Origin of the sequence: Lysinibacillus sp. NPDC058147, assembly GCF_042884205.1 — a bacterium.
Taxonomy (GTDB): Bacteria; Bacillota; Bacilli; order Bacillales_A; family Planococcaceae; genus Lysinibacillus.
Genome location: NZ_JBHVUJ010000003.1, coordinates 537307 through 563059, shown reverse-complemented (window position 1 = coordinate 563059; position 25753 = coordinate 537307). Strand labels below are relative to the sequence as shown.

Annotated in this window: 23 protein-coding genes; 18 read left to right on the top strand and 5 right to left on the bottom strand. The window is 35.7% G+C overall.

All coding sequences use genetic code 11. The annotated features are described in order from the left end of the window. Window positions 1-158: 158 nt before the first annotated feature. The 11 genes from ACFVT8_RS12185 (at window position 159) to ACFVT8_RS12135 (ending at window position 14630) form a co-directional block, all read left to right on the top strand. Complete coding sequence (locus ACFVT8_RS12185; RefSeq protein WP_387079601.1) at window positions 159-1547, top strand: aldehyde dehydrogenase; 1389 nt, start codon at window positions 159-161, stop codon at window positions 1545-1547. A gap of 354 nt (window positions 1548-1901) precedes the next feature. After that, on the top strand, window positions 1902-3368 hold the full coding sequence (locus ACFVT8_RS12180; RefSeq protein ID WP_387079603.1) for a UDP-N-acetylmuramoyl-L-alanyl-D-glutamate--2,6-diaminopimelate ligase: 1467 nt from the start codon (window positions 1902-1904) through the stop codon (window positions 3366-3368). A 350-nt stretch (window positions 3369-3718) separates the two neighbouring features. Beyond that, on the top strand, window positions 3719-5296 hold the full coding sequence (locus tag ACFVT8_RS12175; protein WP_387079604.1) for a peptide chain release factor 3: 1578 nt from the start codon (window positions 3719-3721) through the stop codon (window positions 5294-5296). A gap of 573 nt (window positions 5297-5869) precedes the next feature. Further along, entirely contained in the window at window positions 5870-8920 is a 3051-nt protein-coding gene (locus ACFVT8_RS12170; RefSeq protein ID WP_387079606.1) for an efflux RND transporter permease subunit, read from the top strand. A gap of 18 nt (window positions 8921-8938) precedes the next feature. Further along, window positions 8939-10024 (top strand): SDR family oxidoreductase, encoded by a 1086-nt coding sequence (locus ACFVT8_RS12165; RefSeq protein WP_387079607.1) that lies wholly within the window; start codon window positions 8939-8941, stop codon window positions 10022-10024. Between the two features lie 568 nt (window positions 10025-10592). Next, complete coding sequence (locus ACFVT8_RS12160) at window positions 10593-11357, top strand: TerC family protein (RefSeq protein WP_387079609.1); 765 nt, start codon at window positions 10593-10595, stop codon at window positions 11355-11357. Window positions 11358-11461: 104 nt separating this feature from the next. Continuing rightward, window positions 11462-12817 (top strand): TrkH family potassium uptake protein, encoded by a 1356-nt coding sequence (locus ACFVT8_RS12155; RefSeq protein ID WP_387079611.1) that lies wholly within the window; start codon window positions 11462-11464, stop codon window positions 12815-12817. A 282-nt stretch (window positions 12818-13099) separates the two neighbouring features. Next, window positions 13100-13330: a hypothetical protein gene (locus ACFVT8_RS12150; protein ID WP_387079613.1), complete on the top strand. Its 231-nt coding sequence runs from the start codon at window positions 13100-13102 to the stop codon at window positions 13328-13330. Between the two features lie 10 nt (window positions 13331-13340). Beyond that, window positions 13341-13724 (top strand): hypothetical protein, encoded by a 384-nt coding sequence (locus ACFVT8_RS12145; RefSeq protein WP_387079615.1) that lies wholly within the window; start codon window positions 13341-13343, stop codon window positions 13722-13724. A 319-nt stretch (window positions 13725-14043) separates the two neighbouring features. Beyond that, window positions 14044-14247 (top strand): helix-turn-helix transcriptional regulator, encoded by a 204-nt coding sequence (locus ACFVT8_RS12140; RefSeq protein ID WP_387079617.1) that lies wholly within the window; start codon window positions 14044-14046, stop codon window positions 14245-14247. Then, window positions 14244-14630: a hypothetical protein gene (locus tag ACFVT8_RS12135; protein WP_387079619.1), complete on the top strand. Its 387-nt coding sequence runs from the start codon at window positions 14244-14246 to the stop codon at window positions 14628-14630. Before ACFVT8_RS12140 ends, ACFVT8_RS12135 begins: the two co-directional genes overlap by 4 nt. 796 nt (window positions 14631-15426) lie before the next feature. On the opposite strand, the gene ACFVT8_RS12130 is transcribed toward ACFVT8_RS12135, so the two are convergent. Continuing rightward, window positions 15427-17166, bottom strand: coding sequence for a B12-binding domain-containing radical SAM protein (locus tag ACFVT8_RS12130; protein ID WP_387079621.1), 1740 nt, complete (start codon window positions 17164-17166; stop codon window positions 15427-15429). A 315-nt stretch (window positions 17167-17481) separates the two neighbouring features. On the opposite strand from ACFVT8_RS12130, the gene ACFVT8_RS12125 reads away from it, so the two are divergent. Beyond that, window positions 17482-18843: an ATP-binding protein gene (locus tag ACFVT8_RS12125; protein WP_387081467.1), complete on the top strand. Its 1362-nt coding sequence runs from the start codon at window positions 17482-17484 to the stop codon at window positions 18841-18843. A gap of 121 nt (window positions 18844-18964) precedes the next feature. After that, the gene (locus tag ACFVT8_RS12120; protein WP_100544210.1) at window positions 18965-19411 is read left to right on the top strand and encodes a MarR family winged helix-turn-helix transcriptional regulator; all 447 of its coding nucleotides are present in this window, start codon (window positions 18965-18967) and stop codon (window positions 19409-19411) included. Window positions 19412-19735: 324 nt separating this feature from the next. On the opposite strand, the gene ACFVT8_RS12115 is transcribed toward ACFVT8_RS12120, so the two are convergent. From ACFVT8_RS12115 to ACFVT8_RS12105, 3 genes are all read right to left on the bottom strand, one after another. Then, entirely contained in the window at window positions 19736-20431 is a 696-nt protein-coding gene (locus ACFVT8_RS12115) for a hypothetical protein (protein ID WP_387079623.1), read from the bottom strand. 64 nt (window positions 20432-20495) lie between these two features. Then, window positions 20496-21110 (bottom strand): CPBP family intramembrane glutamic endopeptidase, encoded by a 615-nt coding sequence (locus ACFVT8_RS12110; RefSeq protein ID WP_387081469.1) that lies wholly within the window; start codon window positions 21108-21110, stop codon window positions 20496-20498. An 81-nt stretch (window positions 21111-21191) separates the two neighbouring features. Then, on the bottom strand, window positions 21192-21380 hold the full coding sequence (locus tag ACFVT8_RS12105) for a YkvS family protein (protein ID WP_053483503.1): 189 nt from the start codon (window positions 21378-21380) through the stop codon (window positions 21192-21194). A gap of 125 nt (window positions 21381-21505) precedes the next feature. Between ACFVT8_RS12105 and ACFVT8_RS12100 the strand changes: the two genes are divergently transcribed. The 3 genes from ACFVT8_RS12100 (at window position 21506) to ACFVT8_RS12090 (ending at window position 23153) form a co-directional block, all read left to right on the top strand. After that, complete coding sequence (locus ACFVT8_RS12100) at window positions 21506-21694, top strand: hypothetical protein (protein ID WP_387079626.1); 189 nt, start codon at window positions 21506-21508, stop codon at window positions 21692-21694. 91 nt (window positions 21695-21785) lie between these two features. Further along, the gene (locus ACFVT8_RS12095) at window positions 21786-21962 is read left to right on the top strand and encodes a Spo0E family sporulation regulatory protein-aspartic acid phosphatase (RefSeq protein WP_387079628.1); all 177 of its coding nucleotides are present in this window, start codon (window positions 21786-21788) and stop codon (window positions 21960-21962) included. Between the two features lie 327 nt (window positions 21963-22289). Beyond that, window positions 22290-23153 carry an NAD(P)-dependent oxidoreductase gene (locus ACFVT8_RS12090; protein WP_387079630.1) on the top strand — a complete coding sequence of 288 codons (864 nt, stop codon included), beginning with the start codon at window positions 22290-22292 and terminating at the stop codon, window positions 23151-23153. A gap of 112 nt (window positions 23154-23265) precedes the next feature. On the opposite strand, the gene ACFVT8_RS12085 is transcribed toward ACFVT8_RS12090, so the two are convergent. After that, a complete protein-coding gene (locus ACFVT8_RS12085) occupies window positions 23266-23658 on the bottom strand; it encodes a DoxX family protein (protein ID WP_387079632.1) in 393 nt (130 codons plus the stop codon). A gap of 157 nt (window positions 23659-23815) precedes the next feature. Here ACFVT8_RS12085 and ACFVT8_RS12080 point away from each other — a divergent pair, with 157 nt between their 5' ends. Next, on the top strand, window positions 23816-24133 hold the full coding sequence (locus ACFVT8_RS12080) for a winged helix-turn-helix transcriptional regulator (protein WP_387079633.1): 318 nt from the start codon (window positions 23816-23818) through the stop codon (window positions 24131-24133). 161 nt (window positions 24134-24294) lie between these two features. Further along, complete coding sequence (locus tag ACFVT8_RS12075) at window positions 24295-25623, top strand: MFS transporter (protein WP_387079634.1); 1329 nt, start codon at window positions 24295-24297, stop codon at window positions 25621-25623. Window positions 25624-25753: the final 130 nt, after the last annotated feature.

The following is a 25753-nucleotide window of genomic DNA, read 5'->3' as shown; positions in this document are numbered from 1 at the left end:
GAAATCAAAAAACCATCATCAGTTCTAGCTTTAAACTTTACGCATCCCACTCATATAAGAGGAATTTTGGTTGTCAATGTTGTATCGTATAGACAAAGATAGTTTGTTTCGAAATGAAAAAACTATGTATGCCATTTTAAAAAAGGGGTGCTTTTATTATGAATTTTACGACACAAGATGTAGAAAATATGATTACAGAACAACGTCAATTTTATTTTTCACGAGCAACGAAGAGTACAAAATTTCGGAAAGAGCAATTAATAAAGCTGAAGAAAACCATTTTAAAATATGAAAAAGAAATTTTGAATGCTTTATATTTAGATTTACGTAAGAGTGAGTTTGAGGCATATGCAACAGAAGTCGGCATTGTTTTAGATAGTATATCTTATATGGTAAAGCATATTGAAGAATGGATGAAACCTGAAGCTGTAAAAACACCGATTCAATACCAGATGGGAAAAAGCTTTATTGTAAGAGAACCGTATGGAGTAACTTTAATCATTGGTCCATTCAATTATCCATTCCAGCTTGTAATGGAGCCTTTAATCGGTGCAATTGTTGGTGGTAATACGGCTATTGTAAAACCGTCAGAAACATCTGTGCATACAGCAGCAATTGTTAAAAAAATAATTGAAGAAACGTTTGCCCCTTCCTACGTTCGGGTTGTAGAAGGAGAAAAAGAAGAAGTGACGGCACTTATTCATGCATCCTTTGACTATATATTTTTTACAGGGAGTGTGGCAGTAGGAAAAGTTGTTGCAAAGGCAGCGGCGGAACGGTTAACACCAATTGCCCTAGAACTTGGTGGGAAAAGTCCGGCAATTGTCGATCAAACAGCCAATTTAGAAGTTGCGGCGAAAAGAATCGCTTGGGGTAAATTCACAAATACTGGACAAACTTGCGTGGCACCAGATTATGTCCTTGTCCATAAAGATGTCTATGATCGATTTATGAAAATATTGAAAGCAACAATTCGTTCCTTCTATGGTAAAAATGCATTAAAAAGCCCTGACTACGGCCGTATTGTGAATCTAAGACAATTTGATCGCTTACAGCAAATTATTATGGAAGAACGTGATGCCATTACATTTGGTGGTAGAACAGATCGTGATGATTTGTATATTGAGCCTACAATTATTGGATATGTGAAATGGTCAAGTCCTTCAATGCAGGATGAACTATTTGGACCGATTTTACCTGTGATGATGTACGATGATTTACCGCTGGTCATTCACCAAATTCGTCAGTTACCAAAGCCTTTAGCTGCTTATTTTTTCTCAGAGCATGAAAAAGCTACCCAGTACTTTTTAGAGGAGTTACCATTTGGTGGAGGATGTATAAATGATACGATTACACATGTAGGAAATTTACATTTGCCATTTGGTGGTGTCGGACCATCCGGGGTGAAAGCATATCACGGGAAGGCAAGCTTTGAAAACTTTACCCATCCAAAATCCATCTTAAAAAAATCATCGAAGTTAGAGACGAATGTTCTCTTTCCCCCGTATAAACAAAAGGTTAAGCTTGTGCGAACTATTATGAAATAATAAAAATGAGGTGTCGGATCACTGGCGCCTCTCTTTTTTTACCAACTTTTTAAGTTGTCGATAAATGCCGATTTTTGATAGTCAGGTCGAAGTTGTAAAGCGTATGTCATTTCTAGAAGTTGGAACGGAAATCACCTCCATGTTAAGGTGAAGAGCCAAATTTCAATGAAATATGAAAGATATATTAAAATGATAGCGTTTTCATTAAAAAAACGTCCTTACAGGGATTTTATTTATAGGCGAATAAGTAGTAAAATAAATTCAATAGAATGTGGGGGTATTCATCTTGTCATTTTTTGTCGAATAAACAACTAATGATGAAATGAATGTAGAGATTGATTGGAGGACTATGAAATGTATGCAGAGGAATTGTTGAATGCATTACCTTTGAAAAAAATAATTGGAGTGCTACCTGACCAAGTGAGTGATATTGTAATTGATTCACGAAGTGTACAACCAAATAGTATGTTTGTTTGTATAAAAGGTTATACAGTAGATGGTCATGACTATGCACAAAAAGCTGTTGAAGGTGGCGCAACAATTGTTGTGACGGAACGAAGATTACCATTAGGAGAAAATATTGCACAGGTCATTGTGAGAGATACGGATCGGGCAGTTGGCTTGTTAGCTGCAAAGTTTTTTGACTATCCATCGAAAGATATGACAATGATCGGCGTAACAGGGACAAATGGTAAAACATCTGTAACAGGTATTATTCAAAATATAATGCATGGTATGGGCGAGAAATCTGCACTAACAGGAACAATCGGCTTTAATTTAAATGGTATTTTATATGAATCAGCAAATACTACGAGCGATGCATTATCGACTCAACAAATGATATTCCGCGCTAAAATGGAAGGCTGCCGATTAATGACGATGGAAGTATCTTCACACGGTTTAGCACTTGGACGTCTAGCTGGTGTAGAGTATGATGTAGCTATTTTTACAAATCTTACACATGATCATCTTGATTTCCATGGAACGATGGAGGAATATGGCCATGCGAAGGGCTTATTATTCTCTCAACTTGGACAAGACTTAGAAAAGAATAAATGTGTAGTGTTAAATGCTGATGATGCTTGGTCAGAGCGCTATGCTACGATGACACCATTTCCAGTATGGACATATGGTTTAAAAAGTGAAGAAGCTGATTTCCGAGCTATTAACTGTGAGTATCATGATTTCATGACTTCTTTTGATGTTGATACACCAGAGGGAATATACCATGTAAAGATGCATTTACTCGGGGAATTTAATATATACAATGTGCTTGCAGCTATGGTTGCTTTTTATGGTCGTGGCTATTCAATCGAAACAATCATTGAGCAAATTGAGCAATTACCACCAGTAAAGGGACGCATGGAGAAAGTTTGCTCGGATTTACCTGTGCAGATTTTTATTGATTATGCACATACACCTGATGCAATTGAAAAAGCTATTTCTTCGGCTCAACCATATAAAAAAGGAAAGCTTATTTTCCTAGTAGGTACAGGTGGTAATCGTGATAAATCGAAACGTCCGGCAATGGCAGAAAAGGCATCAGCCGCTGATTACGTTATTTTAACGACAGATGACCCACGCTATGAAGAATACGATAGTATTACAGGTGATCTTGCAAAAGGGATGCTACATGAAAATTATGCATGTATAGGAGACCGTGCTGAGGCAGTACGTCATGCGATTGAAATTGCCGAACCAGGAGATATGATTATTTTTGCTGGTAAAGGACATGAAGATTATCAAATTATTGAGAATACTAAATATCCGCATAGTGATGCAGATATTGCAATAGAAGCTGGCCGTCTAAAATTTGTATAATATATGATCTCCAATGAGGATGTTAGAGCGTACTTGATAGTGTGAACTTAATGCATGCAATAATGCGGCAAGTTCACCATATTCAGAGAACCCTTTTAGTTAGTACTAAAGGGTTTTCTTTTTGAGCTCTTTTAACAGGAAGGTGAATGCTCAAATGCTGCTATCAAAACTCTGTTTAGCCACGACGGTACGGGTGAGCGATAGAATGGAAGTGGCAGTCATCGAAATGTTTGAGGAAGCTATATCATTGTGCCTCACCACCTCTTTTTTGGGGAATTCATGTAAAAAGGTTGTAAGAAGGGCAAGTCTTCTTTTATTATTATTAAGTATGAAAAAAGGAGAATGACGAGATGAATTCAAATTTAGAAAAAGATATATTATCGCGTCGAACTTTTGCCATTATCAGTCACCCTGATGCTGGGAAAACGACGATTACAGAAAAGCTTTTACTATTTGGCGGTGCGATTCGTGATGCTGGTACAGTAAAAGGGAAGAAAACAGGTAAGTTTGCAACATCTGACTGGATGGAAATTGAAAAGCAACGTGGGATTTCTGTAACTTCTTCAGTTATGCAATTCGATTATAACGGATCACGTGTTAATATTTTGGATACTCCAGGTCACCAAGATTTCTCAGAGGATACTTATCGTACGTTAATGGCGGTGGATAGTGCTGTCATGGTCGTAGATGCTGCCAAAGGTATTGAAGCTCAAACTTTAAAGCTATTCAAAGTTTGTAAAATGCGTGGTATTCCGATTTTTACTTTTATCAATAAACTAGACCGTCAAGGGAAAGAGCCACTTGAGCTGATTGAAGAGCTTGAGGAAGTACTTGGCATTAATGCTTACCCAATGAACTGGCCGATTGGTATGGGTAAAGAGTTTCTAGGTATTTATGATCGTTATAATAAACGTATCGAGCAATTCCGTACTGAGGAAGAAGAACGTTTCTTACCAATTGATGATAATGGGGAACTTGCAGTCGAGCATCCTATGAAGGTGACGTCTTATTATTCACAAGCAATGGATGACATCATGTTGCTTGACGAAGCGGGTAATGAGTATTCTGAAGAAAAAATTCGCCGTGGTGAATTAACACCTGTTTTCTTTGGTTCTGCTTTAACGAATTTTGGTGTGCAAACATTCCTAGAAACATATTTACAATTTGCGCCAACACCACAGCCTCGAATTACTGAGGATGAACTATTTATTGATCCAGTTGAGCATGAAGAATTTTCGGGCTTCATTTTCAAAATTCAAGCAAACATGAATCCTGCACACCGTGACCGTATTGCCTTTGTGCGTATCGTATCGGGTAAATTTGAACGTGGCATGAACATGACTTTATCTCGTACAGGTAAATCGTTCAAAGTAACACAATCTACACAATTCCTAGCTGACGACCGTGAAACAGTAGATGAAGCTGTTGCTGGTGATATTATCGGTTTATATGACACAGGTACTTATCAGATTGGTGACACAGTCGTAGGTGGTAAAAAGACATTCCAATTTGAAAAATTGCCACAGTTCACGCCAGAGCTATTTGTTCGTGTAACTGCGAAAAATGTTATGAAATCTAAGCAATTCCATAAAGGTATTTTACAATTAGTGCAAGAAGGCGCTATTCAATATTATAAAACGTTGCATACAGAAGAAGTTATTCTTGGGGCAGTTGGTCAATTACAATTTGAAGTTTTTGAGCATCGTATGAAAAACGAATATAATGTTGAAGTGAAGATGGAGCCAATTGGTTCGAAAATTGCAAGATGGATTGAAAATGAAGAAGATGTTAAAGAATCGATGTCTTCAGGTCGTTCAATGCTTGTAAAAGACCGTTTTGATAATCTTGTTTTCCTATTTGAAAATGAATTTGCTATGCGCTGGTTCGCTGATAAAAACGAAAACATTAAATTGTATAGCCTTTTATAATAAAAAACACGAATCGACATGTTGCGATTCGTGTTTTTTTACAAGGGAAATTGGAGCTATATGTAGAATATATACAGTATTAGGAAATCTGAGCCTCATCAGCATAACGTGGGGTTGATTTCCGTTCCGACTGGGCGCTTTTATCGCTGCCGCTTCGCTTTCGCGCAGAGCAAAGCTTCCTGGGGGCGTCCGATGAGCCGCTTGGGCCAACAGATGTTTTTGCGCGAAAGCGTAATGCTAACGTAGCAGCAGCAAAGTGTTTTTGTCTGTGCGAAAGCGTAGTGCTAACGTAGCAACAGCACGATGTTGGTCACGAAGGCGTTATCACAGGATGGGATGCTCTTAGCCTTCGTTCCTCTATTTGCTCGCTCCAGGGTCTCATCTGTGACGATAATCCCCAATGAGTCGCCCAGTCTCCACTCCAATCAACTTACATATGGCATGGCTTTAACGAATTGCATCTCCTAATTTTGGGGGTGAGCTATATTTTAAACCTATAAAAAAATGGGAAGTTAAAACATTCTGCTTTTCGGGTATTATAGAAAGGAAGAGATAGAAAAGGAGCTTGTAACAGTGAACATTAGTAATTTTTCTATTAAAAGGCCTGTTTTTACAATAGTTACGATGTTGTTAGTTATTATATTAGGTGGCGTGTCATTATTAAAAATACCCATTACGCTTATTCCAGAATTACGTCCGCCAATAGGCATCGTTGTTACTTCTTATCCTGGTGCAAGTCCAACAGAGGTTAATGAGAAAGTAACGAAGCCTTTAGAAACAACGCTCGCCACCTTACCAGGGATAAAAAAACTACAATCTACCTCTCAAGAAGGATCCAATTTAATTATTCTCGAGTTTGATTGGTCAACGAATATTGAAGATGCTCAGCTCGATATTTTACAACGAATCGATATGACCCCTTTACCGAATGGTGCTGAGAAACCTAGCTTTTTAAAATTTGATCCATCGCAATTTCCTATAATACAACTTTCACTACGGGCGGAAAATGATAATGTAGATGTACGTTTACTGGCGGAAGCCTTGGAAAAAGAACTTCGTCGAACAGCTGGTGTCGCAAGTGTCAACATTTCCGGTAAGCTGGTAGAAGAAGTTCAAATAACTTTAGATAAATCGAAGCTAGTTGAAAAAGGATTAACTCAAGCAGATATTATTCAAATTATTCAATCGAGCAATGTTTCCCTACCTGGTGAACCAGTGTTAACAGCAGATGGGAAGATGTTAACTACTCGAATATTGAGTACTTTAAATTCGCCAGAAAGTATTGCTGATTTAATCATTTCAGTAAATCCACTAGATGGGAAAGCATTAACAGTTGGAGAAGTAGCGACTGTTGAGCGCACAGAGCAAAAATCCGTAACTACAACTCGAGCAAATGAGCATCCTGCAGTATTAATGTCTGTGTTACAGGAGTCGGGTGCTAATACGGCAGAGGTATCAAAAGCTTTTAAAGAAGCGTTAAATGAATTGTTAACGAAGAAGCAATATCAAGGAATCGTTGCAGACGTTTTAGTGGACCAAGGAAACTACGTTGATTTAGCGATTAGTAATATCGGATCCTCTTTACTTCTAGGTGGATTATTCGCAATGTTCGTATTATTTGTCTTTCTACGTAGTGTGAAAAGCCCCATTATCATTGGTATTGCGATTCCATATTCAGTGATTGTTACATTTGTTTTAATGTATTTTGCAAATTTCTCGCTCAATATTATGACATTAGGGGCGTTAGCACTTGGCATCGGTATGTTGGTTGATAATGCTATCGTCGTTATTGAAAATATCGAACGACATTTAGGACTTGGCAAGGCCCCGATAGTAGCAGCTAAGGAAGGGACAAAGGAAGTGGCACTTGCGATTACAGCTTCCACTCTTACAACTATTGCAGTATTCATTCCTGTAATGTTTATTGAAGGGTTGATAGGGCAAATTTTCACAGAATTTGCATTAACTATTTCCTTTAGCTTAATTGCTTCGTTAGTCGTTGCATTAACAGTTGTCCCAATGCTTGCAAGTCGTCTTTTAAAAATGAAATCATCGAATATTTATGAAAAACGTAATGAGTCATCCTTTTACAAGAGCTATAAAGCATCAATTATTTGGGTATTGCGTCACCGTATGCTTGTACTAATCTCAGCAGTTGTCTGTTTTGGACTTGCATTGTTTGGGCTTATGAAAATTGGCACGGAGTTTTTACCGCCAACCGACGAAGGATTTGCATCCATTAGCGTAAATCTTGAAAAAGGGATAGCAGTATCGGAAACAGAAAAAGTTGTTGCGAAAATTGAGGATCGCTTGAAACAGGAGAAAGATGTTGACGTATATGTTAGCTTAATCGGTGGTACACAGCAGGCACAAGCACGAGGGCAAACAAGTGCAAACCAAGCAGAGCTATATGTAAAGCTTGTCCCTTTAGCAGATAGGGACCGTTCGATTTTTGAATTTGTGGAAGAGGTTGAGCGAGATTTGCATGCAGAGCTAGGTGAACAAGTTGAACTCAACTTCAATGTCTCAACGACAACCGGTTCCTCACCAAATACATTAACGTTTAGGTTAACAGACTCTGATGAGCAAAGACTTCATAACTCTGTTGATAAAGTACAGCAGGAGCTATTAAAGGAAAAAGCCGTCACAAAGGTATCTACGGATTTAGATATAACTGTAAAAGAAATTCAAGTTGAAGTAGATCGAGAAAAGGCGAAGGACTACGGATTTGTACCTGCACAAATTGCTCAAACTGTTAATCAAATGACAAAGGGTCAGGTCACTACGCAAATAATGGCTGAGGATGGTGCTATATTACCTGTTTATACGGGCTTTGGTCAAGTGTTTAATGATAGTATTGAGTCATTAAAATCGATGCAGCTTCGTTCACCTGCTGGTTTATTTGTAAAGCTAGAGGACATTGCGACTGTTTCTGTGCAGGAAGGACCAGTATCGATAAGACGTTCTGATCAGGCGGCTGCTGTTGCATTTTTTGTTGAGTATGAAACGAAGGAATCACTAGGAGGCATCTCAGCAAAAGTGGACAAAGCATTAGAAAAAGTAGATTTACCAACTGAAACTCAAGTTGTCTTTAGTGGAGATCGTGAGCTTTATGATAGTGCGATTAATGATATGCTTTTAGCAGTGGCGTTAGCAATAGTGCTTGTATATATCGTGATGGCTGCACAATTTGAATCATTCAAATACCCATTCGTTATTATGTTCACAGTACCATTAATGATTATAGGTGTTGCAATTGCAATGTTTGCTACGAACACACTAGTTGGTGTGACATCGGTTATAGGAATTTTAGTACTAGTTGGAATTGTCGTGAATAACGGGATTGTACTTGTTGATTACATTAATCAACAAAAAGCTCGAGGTATGGCGACGTATGATGCGATTTTACTTGCTACACAAGATCGACTTCGACCTATTTTAATGACTGCATTAACAACAATCTTAGGATTGCTACCACTTGCTCTTGGTATTGGTGAAGGGACAGAGATGAATCAACCGATGGGGATTGTAGTCATCGGAGGACTTATGACATCTACTTTGTTGACATTATATATTGTACCGATTATTTACAGCTTAATGGATAAAGAAACTAGGAAACGGTAAGCTCAGGGGGGATGAGAGATGGGTGTTCATTTTTTTACAGGTTTTCCGGGTTTTATTTCAAGTCAATTAATACGAGAGTTATTTCGAAAAAAACAATCACAGGAAGTCATCGCAATTGTTTTAGCTGGGGAATTAGTAAAGGCCAATGTAGAAAGAGAAAATATTCTTGCAGAGTTTCCTAATTGTTCTATTCGTATTGTAGAGGGAGATATTACATTACCGAATTTCGGTCTAGAAAACCAAATCGTACAGGAAATTGTACCTCAAATTGAGGTGCTCTGGCATCTAGCTGCAATTTATGATTTAGCAGTACCACGCGATATTGCATGGAAGGTAAATGTGCATGGTACGACGATGGTCAATGATTTTGTTCGAACACTTCCAAACTTAAGACGCTATATGTATTTTAGTACAGCGTATGTAGCAGGAACGCGTGAAGGTGTATTATGTGAAAACGAACTAATTCGTCCTCCTGCATTTAAAAACTATTATGAGGAAACAAAATATGAAGCTGAGCATCGAGTAGAGGATTTGAAATCAGAAATACCATTGACAATTATTCGACCTGGCATAGTTCGTGGACATTCTGAAACAGGAGAGACTATTAAATTCGATGGGCCTTATTTCTTTTTAAATATGGTTGATAGATTAAAATGCCTTCCGTTTATCCCGTATATTGGTCAATCGAAAGCAACAATAAATGTAGTGCCGGTGGATTATATTATAAACGCTTCGACTTATCTAGTTGATGAAAAATGTGCTGAAGGGAAAACTTTACATCTAACGGATCCAAAACCGCATCCTGTGCAGGAAGTGTATCGTATGATGGTAAAATTATTAACGAACCATTATCCTAAAGGGCGATTGCCGTTAACTTTAGCAAGATTATCTTTACAAGTGCCATGTATTAGAAAAAATCTAAGGGTTGAGCAAGAAACTTTAGACTACTTAACTTGGAATGCTAAGTTCGATACATCAGAAGCAGTTGCTATTTTGAAAAAGGGTGGTATTACTTGCCCTGATTTTATACAGACTATGCCTAGAATGATTGATTTTTATTTAGTGCATAAAGAAGATAAACGTTATCAAATTCAAATAAAGTGAAGCAGTCGGGCGTGTATGGCAGTTAGTGTAGTCTTAATTAGTAGTGGAGAATATTTTGCCACTCATATAGGATAGTGCTATAATAAGTTAACAGAAGAAAAAACCTTCGACGTTTTGTCAAAGGGGAGTAGCTAACAGATACGAGCGATGTATCTGGATTACATTCGTCATGACATGGTTTTTACCATCGGGTGTGATAGGCGAGTAACTCTATGCTAGCAGTATTTCAACTTTTTTCAGTGGATGTCCAAACATCGGCTGAAATAGTGGAACTCAGTCTAAGAACGCCACGTCCTGTGGTAACGACTGAGTGACCAACATCGTGTTGCTGTCGCTGCGTTAACACTACGCTTTCGCACAGAAAACATTTGTTGGCCTAAAGCCTCCGGACGCAATTATACCGAGGCATAATTGATCTACTAGTCATTGAGTGGTACTGATAAAAAAGTGTCAGGTATTTATTTGCTTAGCGAGACCTTTGCCTTTTTATAGAGGCAGAGGTCTTTTCTTTTGTACTCGAATATTAATGACTATTTTGAGTATACAGGGCTTTAGAGGAGGCACATAAATGGAATCAATTTTATTACAATACGGTTGGGTACTTATTGTACTTGTAGTATTGGAAGGGTTATTAGCAGCAGATAATGCAGTTGTAATGGCTGTGATGGTAAAGCATTTACCACGAGAGCAACAAAAAAAAGCATTATTTTATGGATTGTTCGGCGCGTTAATTTTCCGATTCTCAGCACTCTTTGTCATTACAGTATTAGTGAATTATTGGCAAATTCAAGCGCTGGGAGCAGCTTATCTATTATTTATGTCGGCCAAAAATATATATGATTTGCGTTATAAAAAGGATTCAGAAGAAGAATCTAACGAAGAAGCGGGGAAAAAGGGCTCTGGTTTTTGGATGACAGTGCTTAAGGTAGAGGCCGCGGATATTGCATTTGCTATTGATTCTATGCTTGCAGCAGTTGCCATTGCTGTAACTTTACCGAAGTTAGGAAACTTTGATATTGGTGGCATCAATGGTGGACAATTTAGCGTCATGTTACTTGGAGGATTTATCGGAGTCATCATGATGCGATTTGCGGCACAATGGTTTGTGAAAATATTAAATGACTATCCCTCACTTGAAACCGCTGCGTTTTTAATTGTAGGTTGGGTAGGCGTAAAGCTTGTTGTATTAACTTTGGCACATGAGAAGGTGGGTATTTTACCTGCAGAGTTCCCACATTCTACTGCGTGGGAGTTAACTTTCTGGGTTGTCTTAGTGGGCATCGCATTAGTAGGCTATTTAGTAGGAGTTCGTCATAAAAAACAAGTTCAATGATCTTTTAGAGGAATAGTCGTATCTATTCCTCTTTCTTTTTTTAAGTATTTTTTCTATACTAATATCTATCGAGTTTGGCATCACATAAGGAAGGGGTTGTCAAAGTGCCCTGGAAAAGATCAAAAAATAGACTTGTCACACCTTTTCAGGTACTTGTCTCTTATTATTTTATAGCTATAGCGATTTCCTTCCTGTTACTACGGCTACCAGGCGTTCATCAAGAAGGTGTAAAAGTTTCATTATTAGATAGCTTGTTTACTGCAGTAAGTGCAGTTAGTGTAACAGGTTTAACAACATTTAATATATCTGAAAGCTATACAACATTTGGGATCGCGATGGTACTTGTCATTTTACAGCTTGGCGCAATTGGCATTATGTCACTTGGTACCTTTGTGTGGTTACTAGTTGGGAAAAAAATTGGTATGCGTGAGCGTCAATTGATTATGATTGATCATAATCAATACAATTTATCAGGGGTTGTTCAATTAATTCGGGAAATATTGAAAATATTAATTGGTATTGAATTGATGGGTGCATTAATTTTAACTTTGCACTTTACAAACTATTTTGACACTTTTCAAGAAGCAATGCTTCATGGTGTCTTTGCCTCCGTTTCAGCTACTACAAATGGTGGCTTTGATATTACAGGCATGAGTTTGCTTCCGTTTCATAAAGATTACTTTGTTCAATTGATAACGATGGTGCTAATTGTGCTTGGCGCAATAGGCTTCCCAGTATTAATTGAAGTGAAAACCTTTTTACTTAATCGCCATGCAAACTTCCGCTTTAGTTTATTTACAAAAATAACAACTTCCACATATGCAATTTTATTTGTGGTAGGGGCTGTCGTTATTTTATTGCTTGAATCATTCCATTCCTTTAAGGGAATGTCTTGGCATGAGGCTCTATTTTCTGCAATGTTCCATTCTGTTTCAACACGATCAGCTGGACTTACGACGTATGATGTAACAACCTTTAGTGAAGCAACAGATATTTTTATGAGCTTTTTAATGTTTATTGGTGCCTCACCGAGTTCAGTTGGAGGTGGGATACGTACAACTACATTTGCCATGGCCATTCTATTCCTAATTACCTTTTCACGAGGAAGAGAGGATATTCAAGTATTCGGACGTGAAATATATTTAATTGATGTTTTCCGCTCGTTTGTTGTTATTTTATTGGCATTCTTTATGGTATTAGTTGCAACAATTATTTTACTCATTACTGAGCCACATGCAACACTGATTCAAATAATTTTTGAAATTACATCAGCGTTCGGAACGTGTGGGATGTCTTTAGGAATCACCTCTGATCTATCAGTAGCTGGGAAAATTATCATTATGATTTTAATGTTTGTTGGTCGTGTCGGTTTAATTTCCTTCCTTTACACTTTAGGAGGTGGAGGTAGGGGTAAAAAATCTAAATATCACTATCCTAAAGAGCGAGTAATTATCGGATAAAGTACTAAAAAAGAGCTATATAGCTATCGGGTTCTGTTTTCGAGTATAAAACATAAAAAAACTATAAAAGGGGTATCAAATCGAAATGATTTGGATATCCTTTTTTATTGAAATAAAGCGGTTTTTCAACAATTTTTACGCGAATTGGTATATCAAATCGTATTAAATAGGTTACGTTATAGTAAGTTCTATAACGATGCAAATACATAAATTTTTTTTTTACTCGAATTTGTAAACGTGTTAATTTAAATGGCAAGGAACTAATAAAGGAAGTGAGACTATTTGAAATTTATTGAACCTAAATATTCAAAAGTGGAATTCAGTGAATATAGATTGTCAGAAAGAACCCGTAAACTCATTAAACACTACGCAGTTTATACCGGCTTAACAGAAAGCCAAGTATTAGAAGAATTCCTTCAAAACTTACTAGAAGATGAAGGGTTTATTGAACACATTAATTCCTTGAGGAACAATATCCGAATTAAGAAGGAGTTTGGTATAGCTGACGAGTAAGATGAAGAGTTTGACTACTGCAAATGATGTACTATTACAAGTTGATAGCTCTATTTCGGAAGATGAATTGAAGGAAAGAAACAGTTTGTATGATGAACTGTCACCGAAACAATTCAGAAAACGCATTAGTAAAGGGATTTTTCAACCTGTGAAACTTGAGTTGAATGGAATAACCTACACAATACAAGTCAATCACTATGCGAATCCATTTTATATACATTATGGCTTGGAACAAGTGAACTACAAAGGAAAAGTTAAGAGGTATAAATTGTCAGGTAATGATGATGAAAAGGTAATCATTTGCGGAATTGATAATCGTGATTCTGATGGTATTCCGTCTATGAAATGTACTACACGTAATATATCAATGTGTATGTCAATCTTGTGTTTGTGAAAAAGCCGTTTAAATTGGAGAGGTGGAACTCCAAATAAATAATTTGTATGTTGTATAAAAGCGATATTTCTTAAGAAGTATCGCTTTTTCTTATTGGCTGTTTTCTCAAGGATTGTAGCTTTAACTGTCCAGTGAAAAAAACAGTGATGATTCTACAAAAACTTCTGGAATCATCGTGAATCTAATATTCAACAAAAGCACGTCTTTAAGTGTAGAATTTCACAAATCATAAAAAGTCAAAAGTATTTGACATATCAAAAAATGTAAACTACAATAATAAATGTAAAAAGATTTTGACATTTTATTCAAGGAGAGGAAAATGCAAAACATTATAAAATTTAAACGGAAATCAAAGAAACTATCACAAGAAGAATTAGCTAAACTTTGTGGGGTCTCAAGACAAACCATCAATGCTATTGAAAATGACAAATATGACCCTACACTCCAATTAGCTTTTCAATTAGCTTATCAATTAGAGAGTACTGTTGATGAATTATTTCAATTTCAAGGGGTGAGAGGATGAGTAAAAAAGAAATAGTAAGTTTTTTATTGTTATTCATACTAACTATATACTTTGGGGGAACTTTAGTTAGCTATATTTATTTTGAAGACTCTTCTTACGATGTAACTGAATATTTATTAATCATTGCTTTACTTGTAGCCTGGGGGCAATTTTTCACCTGGCGCACTCGTCAAGAAGTAAAGAAGGATGAAATGGGTAAACAAATTATTCAAAAGAGTTCTTCTTTAAGCTACCAATTAGTATTTTATACCTTATTACTCTTATGGGTAATTGACTTCTTCTTTATTGGAAAAGGAAACAACTACACCCTGTTTATCGCTCTATGTATAGCCCATCTAACCAATCCAATTATTCAATTTATTAATGTAAAAAGAAGTATGTAATTTCTTATCTTGTGTTACTACTTTTTGATTTCTTCAGATTTTTATGTTGATTTCTTTTTTCCTCTGAGCCATTGTTAATGGCTCTTTTTTCTTGATAAATTATATTGCAAATAATATAAAAGATCTCTTTTTAAATTATCCTGCCAGTTAGTTGAATAGCAACAATCTTTTCGAAAACAGCATTCATATTAAGTTAAGAGGGGCTTTAGTTAAATTTTGATTCACGAAACATCCAAACCAAGTTGTACAAAAAAGGTACTGCGAATTGTAGTACCTTTTAGTATTTTAATTAATTGTCTTTTTAACCTGTGATTTTTGCTTTTTGTACTTCAAAGCAGATCACGTTACTATGTAAATCTTTTTTTAATTCCTTAATATTTTCTGGCTAACCATAAAGCTTATTGAAATCCGCAAATGAAAAAAAGAAGAATTTAGAAGTTTCCATCTATTCATAAAAAGTGTCTAAGTTTTTTAATTCACTTAAAAATTGGGTGTCGCCACATAATTGTCGAAAAATTTTAAATTGTTTTTCCTGGTTATCACAACTGGTTAGTGGGTAATATTTACAGGGATAGGATGTTGATGGGTTGAGAAATTCGTACTAAATAATGTTAGGATAATTGTAATGCCTCTAAAAACAACTATTAAGCATAATAAAGCTATAGTTTTTTACTTACAGTGGAATCAATTAAAAACGTAATTGTTTGATTTTATTTTAGGTTATAGGAAATTTAAGAATTCTTTATGAATGAAAAAAACGCTAGTCCTATATTTATTAATGGACTAGCGTTTCTTATTATATAGAATGGATTGTTGCAAAGTATGGCGCTTGACCGTGACGGAAGTAAGTTAATAAATAGCCGCTTTTTTGTACAATTTTGCCATTTGAGAAATTTTGGTATTCTACATGGTGCGGAATAATGAGCGTATGTTTAAACAACTCTTTTTCAGATAGATTGAAGTTGGCGAATTCTTCACCTGCAATTGCAGGATTTTCACGTAAGGCCGTATAAAGTGCCTTTTGTTGCTCCTCTGTAGGGCGCTCCTTCCACCATAATTTACGTGGCTGGAACTGCTGTGCCTTTAAATAATCTAGTTGCATTAGGCTTTTAATAATTTTTAAATTAGCACCCTCTACAGTTTCTAAAAACATTAATAAACGACGGAATAAATCCTCGAGCTGATGCCCGATACGCGACCAACCTTTAGTTTCCCAATAAGTGCCGAAATTTTGGAAGAAATCAAATGGTGTTTCAAACACTTCAGTTACTAAGTATTCAATCGTTTGATCCATACGGTGATCGTTCCAGTATTTCTCAAGTACATCCTCTGCATGTTTAATGCGTACTATATCATCAAATGTTAAGACATTGTTTGAGAAAATCTCATAAGGAGATTGGTCCACATACGTATAGCCGAATTTTTCAGCCTCTAGACGAAGGCCTGTACCGCGCAGAAGTTTAAGGAATCCAAGCTGTAATTCTTCTGGTCGCATTGCGAAAACATCATTAAAGGTTTGACGGAAGCTTCCATAATCCTCCTCTGGTAAACCAGCGATTAAATCTAAATGCTGATCAATCTTTCCACCTTCTTTGACCATCGTCACTGTTCGTGTTAGCTTTTCAAAGTTTTGACGGCGTTTCACAAGATCATTTGTTAGATCATTCGTTGATTGAACACCAATTTCAAAACGGAAAAGACCTTTTGGTGCGTTATCATTTAAAAACTGGATAACTTCAGGACGCATAATATCTGCGGTAATTTCAAATTGGAATACAACCCCTGGCTTATGTTCATCGATTAAAAACTGGAACATTTCCATTGCATAGCTACGGCTTATATTAAATGTACGATCAACAAATTTAATAGTACGTGCACCGTTGTCCATCAAGAAACGAATATCTTCTTTTATTTTTTCTCGGTTAAAATAACGAACCCCTACTTCAATAGAAGATAAACAAAATTGACAGCTAAATGGACAGCCTCGACTTGTTTCAATATATTGAATTCGTTTGCTTAGATGAGGGAGGTCCTCTTCAAAACGAAATGGACTTGGCAATTCACGTAAATCTATCTTTGGTGCTTGTGTGTGAATTCGTACTTTACCATCCTCTAAGTAGCAAATCCCTGGAACATCATCTAATGCAATTTCTCCATGCAAATAGCGTAGCAACTGTTTAAAGGAAGTTTCTCCTTCACCCATAACTATGAAATCAACCTCTTCAATTCTACGTAACCAATGGTGGCAATCGTAAGAAACTTCAGGTCCCCCGAGCAAAATTTTAACATTTGGACAGACAGTTTTTAACATCTTGATGACGTGAATAGTTTCTTCAATATTCCAAATATAGCAACTGAATCCTACGATATCAGGTTTTTTTTGGAACAAATCTGATACAATATTAAAAGCAGGATCTTTAATTGTATACTCTGCAATAATTGGATTAAATTCGGGTAAAGCTGCACCTTTTAAATAACGCAATGCTAAATTTGTGTGAATATACTTTGCGTTTAATGTGGTTAAAATAGTATTCATTCAATAATCTTCCTTTCAATTTACAATTGTAACAGTCAAGTAGCTGTCATACAATATAATCCTTTTTACCTATTTATTTTGTGAACAGTTCGTGAAATAATTTTTATACTTAAATTTACTAAATTTTGTAATAATAGAATCGTGCAATCATAGATTATAGTAAAGGCCCAAAATTCGATTAAGAGGTTTTTTACTCTTTTGAAAGGTTCGGTGAGAAAGTTGAAGCAAAATGATATTAATCAATGTTTTGAAAATCTTATGACAAGTACTTCGTCACCAACACTTATTCTTAATAAAGCAGGAAAAATTTTGAACGTGAATGAGGCTGCTATTAAACTTTTTAACCTCCATTCAACGTATATTGGTTATTTAACTATGGACGAGCCATCTAATTTAAATTGGGCGAAGTTCGTTAAACAATTAGAAAGTGATTTGAGATCAGAAGAAATCTTCAATATTCAAACAGCTGGAAATGAGTTTGAAATGATGTCTTTCAAATGTTTTTATGATCCAAGCACAGAAGAAATTGTTGCGCAAATTTCAACGTTAAATAATGACATAGCTCATGAATTATATGTTAGTCAAGAACAGGAGAGATCACAATCTTACAATGCTTATGATCACTTACCGTACGCCGTTATTGTAAGTGACGCTAGCGGGATAATTCTTGGGCTAAATAAGTATGCTGAAATGTATTTAAAAATAGAAAAATCGCAGCTTCTTCATAAGGCGCATCAGCACATATTTGATGCATTTACGTTGAAGAAAGGTCAAATTACTGCATACCTTTCTAAACTGATGGGTGAAAAGCATGCAAGTATTCATGTAGTTGATGATACTCAAGTTTCGAGCACTTGCTATTATGAAATCTCAAGTATCTTTGATGAATATAACAATATTATTGTCACAGTCATTAATGATGAAACAGAAAAGAAACAACTTCAACATAAAGTTGAGCATCAGCAAGCTTTAAATGTTGTCGGTCAAATGGCCGCAAGTATCGCCCATGAAATTCGTAATCCATTAACTTCTTTAAAGGGCTTTACCGAATTGCTAAAGCTAAATGCTGATGAAGAGTCACGCATGTATTTATCTGTCATCGATAGTGAACTCCAACGGATGGAACAAATTTTATCCGAGCTTTTAGTATTGTCCAAGCCAACAAGTATGAAAGTGGAATTAATAGAGCTAGATAACATTGTAAAGCAAGTGATTGAGTTTATGCTTCCAGATGCGCTTATGAAAAATATTATAATTCAATACATTTCTACTTCTACACAAGTATACATTGGTGGCAATGAAAATCGCTTAAAGCAAGTATTCATGAATCTTATTAAAAATGCGATGGAATCCATGAATAACGGCGGAACGATCACGGTAGAAATAAATGTTATTGACTGTGCGATTGTAGAATTACTAATTAAAGACGAAGGTGCCGGCATGGACAGTGCTACCCTTCAAAATTTATTCCAACCTTTTTACACGACGAAATCAACAGGGACAGGACTAGGCCTTGCTTTCGTGAAAAAGGTGATTGAAGAGCATGAAGGCGTAATAGGTGTGAATAGTGAATTACAGAAGGGGACATGCTTCCACTTACAATTCCCGATTTACACATTTAATCAGATGGATACAGTGGATGTATCCACGAAAGACTCTGCTTATTTAGTAACATAAAAAGAGTTGAAATGATAACATAAACCACCGTAAAAGTCTTGAAATCAAATAATGCTTTTGACAATGCTTTTCTAATCTCGCTATAATGGCATGTATATATAGCGAATGAAAGGAAAAGGATATGACGTCAGAAGATATAAAGCAATCTTTAAAATTATATATTGTATTATCACGTGCACATAAAGCGATTAATGAGACGACCCATCAATTTTTTCAAGAGAATGGATTAAACCCTACTGAATTTGCTGTATTAGAGCTTCTTTATCATAAAGGAAGACAGCCATTACAGCAAATTGGCAATAAAATTTTGCTTGCAAGTGGGTCTATTACGTATGTCATTGACAAACTTGAAAAAAGAGGATATTTATTACGTGTCTCTTGTCCATCAGATCGCCGTGTTACCTATGCAGAAATTACGGATAAAGGTGAAGCCTTTATGGGAGAACTATTTCCAAAACATGAACAGCATTTACATGAATTGATGAGTGTGCTTTCGGTTGAAGAAAAAGACCAAGCTATCACGTTATTAAAAAAATTAGGATTGTCTATTAAGGATTTGTCTTATTAAAAAAAGTTGTCTCAATGAATTTGAGGCAACTTTTTTTATGAAAAGTAATGACAAGGTGAGTCTTGTTTGGAAATTCACCTTTATCTTAAATTGTACTCCAACAAATAATATTAGAACGCTCCTTGAAACTTTAGCGTCTTTGATAAGGGCAGGAGAGAGCTTAAAGTATCCTGTCCTGTATTAACGCCCTCGTGCCCTCTCCTAGCCGCTTAACGGACTCGGAATGGAAATCAACCCCACATTACGCTATTACGCTATAAACCCTATTTAAAATAATTAAAAGACTGTAGGGCAAACAAGTTTGTCTACAGTCTTTTTCTATAATTATTTTTTAGAAATAGTCGCTGCCATTTTAAGCATAGCATCTGTTAAATCTAATTCGTTGTTATCGTGAATTGTTAGTTTTGTAATTAAACCGTCTTTTTCAAAAACAACACCGATTACTTTTTCTGTATCAAAATTTACAACATAACCCTCTATGTTTTTAATATCCTTAAATGCAGCTAGATCTTCTGAAGTTAAAGATGATGGTTCACCAACAGCATTCATATAATCTTGCATAGATGTTTTTGCATCTGCATAGCTTGTTTGTGATGCATCAATTGCTTCGATACGCATAAATACTTCAGCATTTTCATTAGAAACTAACATGTCTTTACCTGGTTCTTCTTGAGAAAGTGTAAACCCAGGTAGTTGTTGCATTTTGTAGTCTTGAGTAGCGCTTTTTGATTCCTTTGCTTTCTCAGTTTTGTCTACACCTTTTTGTACATAATTAACTTCTTGTTCTTTTTTAGTTTCATTGTCTGTATTGTCTTTATTTGTTTCATTTGATGTAGGCGTTTCTTGCGATTCATCTACAGTTTTATCCTCAGATGATGGTTGTTGTTGTTGTTCAGCCGATGTATTTGATGGCTCATTATTTTGAGCGTCAGAATCCTCTGTTTTATCAGAAGTATTACATCCTACGACTAAAACCGCAGTTAATAATAAAGCAGGTACTGAAAGTAATTTTTTTTGCATGAAAAGCCCTCCTTTTCTTAATTAAACGTTGGTAAAGATAAAATGTTTCCATATTTTAATGTTATCATGTTAAAGGTAACACTAAAAATAATAGTAGTATAAAAACTACATGGGCTACAATAACAAGTGGCATACTTTTACGCCATTCATATAACAAGCCCCAAATAAGGCCGGTTACAAGTGCTGCGATCATACCAAGCATAAAGCCGCTTAGAGCAATGGAGATTGCGCATAAAATCGCAGTTACAATAACTGCAAAAGTAGGACGCATAAAGCGCTTTAACTGTTGTTGAACATAGCCACGCCAAAAGATTTCTTCGCCGATTGCAACAATGAATACGAGTAAAATATAGTGCCAAATATTTTGTGGTCCATAATTTGCTAAAAACTTTTGTACTGATTGTACTAATGAATTATTAATGAATGGTGCAAGCCAATAGCCAAAGCGTATAATACCGTATGTTATTGTACCGTATCCAATACCGAAAAGTAAAAATTTCCAGGTAGGTAACTGATCTTCAATTTTACCAGCCAAAATAGCAATGGCAATACATACAAGTAAAGTAAATGCATACAGGTACCAAAATACAGCTTGGTTAGCAAAGGTAAAAGCAAGCATGCCATAAACGAATAATAAAGAAAGGATCAATATTATTGTTTGTTTCGAATTTGTAAGCATCATTCGACCTCCATGCTTTTAATATTATCAAAAAAAAAGTCCCTTATCATCTATAAAGACAAATAGGGACTATTCAGAATATTAAGCTTCATTTGTATATAAAATTTTATAACGTTTATGGTTGACGACCGTTTTTTCTTCAATTTCAAGGGAATCGAAATTTTCCATGTATGTTAAATCAACGATCACCGAATTTTCATTTACTTTTTCAACTATACCTTGTAGGCCATCTTTAAACTCGATAATATTTCCAACTTCAGCTATTTTCACAGACAGTCAGCTCCTTCATCGACTAATAATATACAGTTTGCATGAAAAAATGGGAAACGTAAAGCTTTTTTTGAATAATTCATAATTTAGTAAACAAAATGTTAAAAAAGAGAGGAATAAAATAAATGGAAAAATACGAAAATATGCTTAAACAATTACAAAATGGGGAAATACAATGTATAGAGGTAGAAAAGGAACAATTTTATGAGTTTCGAGAAGTACTTGTAAAACATCCTTTATTTAAACATTTTAGAGGTGAGGCCAAACAAAATGGACGCATAATCTATACTTATCTAGAAATTCCTAGAAGCTAATTTGTCGAACATTGTCGTAAGTTAATGCTGTAAGAAATGAAATATAAATGTATAATAATGGTATGATTATTTGTGTGTGGAGGTTGTATGAATGGTCAATCTACTCTTGAAACAAATGGAACAAACTCGTGAGATGATGATTCGCTCAGGTGTAGAGAACGGGTTGCGAAATGCGAAAACCATTCAACTGAGTCGCAGATTAGATCAGTTAATGAATACTTATTATAGACAGACAGCATTTGAAGAAGAAGAAGATCGAGAAGATTGAAAGAATGTTTCAGTATTCACAATATAAACTTTTTAAATAATATGTTTAAAAAGCATTTGGTGGGGAATACTTTATTATGAACACAGCAACATTCTCATTTCCCCCTTTAGAGCAGTGATACCCCATCAACTGCTCTCTTTTTTTTGCCCAGGCGAAAATGATTTACTCGTATATATGCAGAGCACAATGCTTTTAGTACAAGCTAACAAGAAAAGTTTGAATTATCACACTTATTCATCTACACTGAAAGAGAAAAAATAAGTGCTAGTGGTTGGTTTATATTGTGAATAATTGATCGATAGCTATGATACAAAGGAGTATGTACATATGGGAAAAGAGCGTATTGCATTTATCGGTACAGGCGTTATGGGCGCTAGTATTATTGGGCATTTATTAAAAAATGGTCATGAGGTAACAGTTTATACACGTACAAAAGAGAAAGCAGAGCCGCTTTTGGCGTTAGGTGCAACTTGGGCAAGTACACCAGCGGAAGCATTTAAAAATAAGGAAATTGCCTTTACAATGGTTGGATACCCTGCAGATGTAGAGGAAGTTTATTTTGGAGATAACGGATTATTTCAAACAGCTGAATCCGGCAATATCGTTATTGATATGACCACTTCCGAGCCAACGTTGGCTATGAAAATTTTTGAGCACGCGCAAAAGCTTGGAGTAGAAGCGCTAGATGCACCAGTTTCTGGAGGAGATATCGGCGCTCAAAACGGGACATTGTCAATTATGGTTGGAGGTAGCCAAGCTACATTCAATAAAATTTTATCAGTCATGAAACATTTTGGTGAAAATATTGTTTACCAAGGTGAAGCTGGAGCAGGACAGCATGCTAAAATGTGTAATCAGATCGTTATTGCTTCTGGCATGATTGGTGTGTGTGAGTCACTGGCTTACGGTTTAAAGGCTGGACTTGACTTATCAACAGTATTGCAATCTATCTCGTCTGGTGCAGCTGGTTCTTGGTCTTTAAGTAATTTAGCACCTCGTATGATAAAAGAAGATTACGCACCAGGTTTTTATATCAAGCATTTTGTAAAGGATATGAAAATTGCATTAGACGAATCTAAAAAAATGGGGATTACATTACCAGGCCTAACCCTTGCCTATGATATGTATGAAAAGCTAATGGAAGAGGGCTATGGTGAAAACGGTACGCAGGCACTTTTAAAGGCTTATTAATACGAAAAAATTTTTAGGAAACTCGAAGTATCATCTTATAAAATGATACTTCGGGTTTCTTTGTATATAAAGCAGCTCACTAACACACAGAAAATAGTAAACTACGGGAGCATCACTCTTTATTAAAAAGTTTTGCGTCTAAAGAAAAATTAGATGCCCCTGCAAGTGCAAAGTATAAAGCAATTGCAGCTAAAGCTAAATCGAATTCATATCCAGCTAAACCGTTTTCGCCGATAAAGCCAATGCTAAGCTTCGCTGTAAAAATGGCAACAATCATTGTTACTGTCAATAAAGCGCCGAAAAGTCTTGTGCCTAAGCCTAAAATAATTGCTACACCACCGACTAGTTCTATAATGGCAACAATATAAGCCATAAATCCTGGAATACCAATGGCATCAAAATAATCAGCTGTGAAGCCTATACCACCTTGAAATTTTTGAAATCCGTGAGCTGCAAAAATAATGCCAAGCACCACGCGTAAAATAGTTGAACCGATATTTTGCATAGTTTAATAAACTCCTTTTGTTTTTAACTTACATTTCGTAACTTAGTTTATTTTTAAAAACAGCTTTTGTCAAGTAACTAAATTTTATTTTTAAAACTGATTTTGACAAAAATGATATACTCTTATATAAGAACAAAATACTTAGGAGGCAGGTAAATTGGATCAAAAAAAAATTTGTCCACGATTTGAAAAGGCGTTAAAAATATTAAATCATAGCTGGAACACCCTGCTTATTTATCAGTTATTAGAAGGTCCTCAACGATACTCAACCATTAAAAATCAGGTAGGTATTAGCAGTCGTGTGTTAACGGAGAGATTAAAAGAACTAGAGATTGAGAACATTGTGACACGCACAGTTATTCCATCAACACCAGTAGTGATTGAATATGAGCTAACAGAAAAAGGACATGCACTTGCACCGATCCTTAAGGCAATCGAACAATGGTCTTCAACGTGGGTGAATATAGAAGAATAGTAAAAAGGATATCCAAGCGAGGGGGCTTGGATATTTTTTTATTATGGTAAATAAAAATGAATGTATATTGTAAATAGTGTTAATTTTCTTTAAATAAGAGGTATTTTTTATTACATGGGGGAATTTATTTAATATTATAAAGAATGGGGAGGAGGGGTTTTATGAAGCGGAATTCAGTAGTAGACGCACAGCATCGGAGCCAGTTAGCTCTTTATTTATCACTGCCAATTTTATCGTGGGCATTTTATGATTTTGCGAACACAATATTTTCTTCAAATATTAATACTATATTTTTCCCGTTTTATATGGATGAGGTTTTAGGAACGAATGAGGTAATGCAACAGGTGGCAAGTACGTTTATTTCTTATGCGAATGCCATTGCTAGTTTTTTCCTCGTTGTTTTTTCACCACTTTTTGGTGTATGGATTGATAATACAGGCTATAAAAAGAGATTTATTGTATGGTTTGCATCTATTTCAATCTTCTTTACCTTTATGATGGGGGTTTTTGCGAATCTACAGACACCAACAAATTATTCAGGTGTGCCACTTAGTTTATTTTTAGTTGTAGCTAGTTTTATCATCGCAAAATTTTTCTTTAATTCCAGTCTAGTATTCTATGATTCGATGATGAGTGATTTAGGGACAAAAGAGGAAATGCCCCTTATTTCTGGCTATGGGGTAGCGATTGGTTATCTTGGTACAATTTTTGGGCTGCTTGTTTATCTGTATGTTGGAAACAGCGATTTTCATCGAGCATTTATACCGACTGCCATTTTATATTTATTATTTTCTTTGCCATTATTTTTTATTAATAAAGATACACCGATTCCAATGTCTCAGCGTAAGCCTATTAAATTTCTAGATGGCTATAAGGAAATTGCTCAAACCTTTAAGGACATGAAGCAATATAAAGCTATTTTCACCTTTATGATTGCTTATTTCTTTTTAAATGATGCCATTGCAACAACCATTGCAATGATGGCTGTATATGCAACAACGATTGTAGGCTTCACTTCGGGTCAATTTATCGTACTTTATTTAGTGTCTACTGTTTCAACTATTATTGGCTCTTTTGCATTTGGTTATATTACAAAAGCAATTGGAGCCAAACGTGCGATAACAGTAGTGGCGATATTAATGATTATTGCTTTAGCATTTGCTGTCTTTGCGACCGAGCAATGGATGTTCTGGCTTGCAGGTAGTATGTTTGGCGTATCACTAGGATCGATGTGGGTAACATCTAGAACATATATTATTGAATTGTCTCCGGAAGAAAAAAGAGGTCAGTTTTTTGGCTTATTTGCATTTTCGGGTAAAGTATCTTCAATCATAGGGCCAGCAGTCTATGGAACGGTCACATTATGGATGAAAGATTACGGAACGCTAGCAAGTCGTGTTGCATTATCGACATTAATTGTGATGACGGTAATTGGACTATTAGTGCATCTAAAAATCAATGGCTCAAAAGTTGGAGATGACATTCGATAAAACATATGCCATATATCTTCGTTCAGTTAAGACTCCCCCTCTGAAGGTGGTGAGATGAACGTGGATGTGGTTCTCTTTCAATAAATATCTAAACACCTACTGAATGATGATAAAGCATCTGAACGCAATG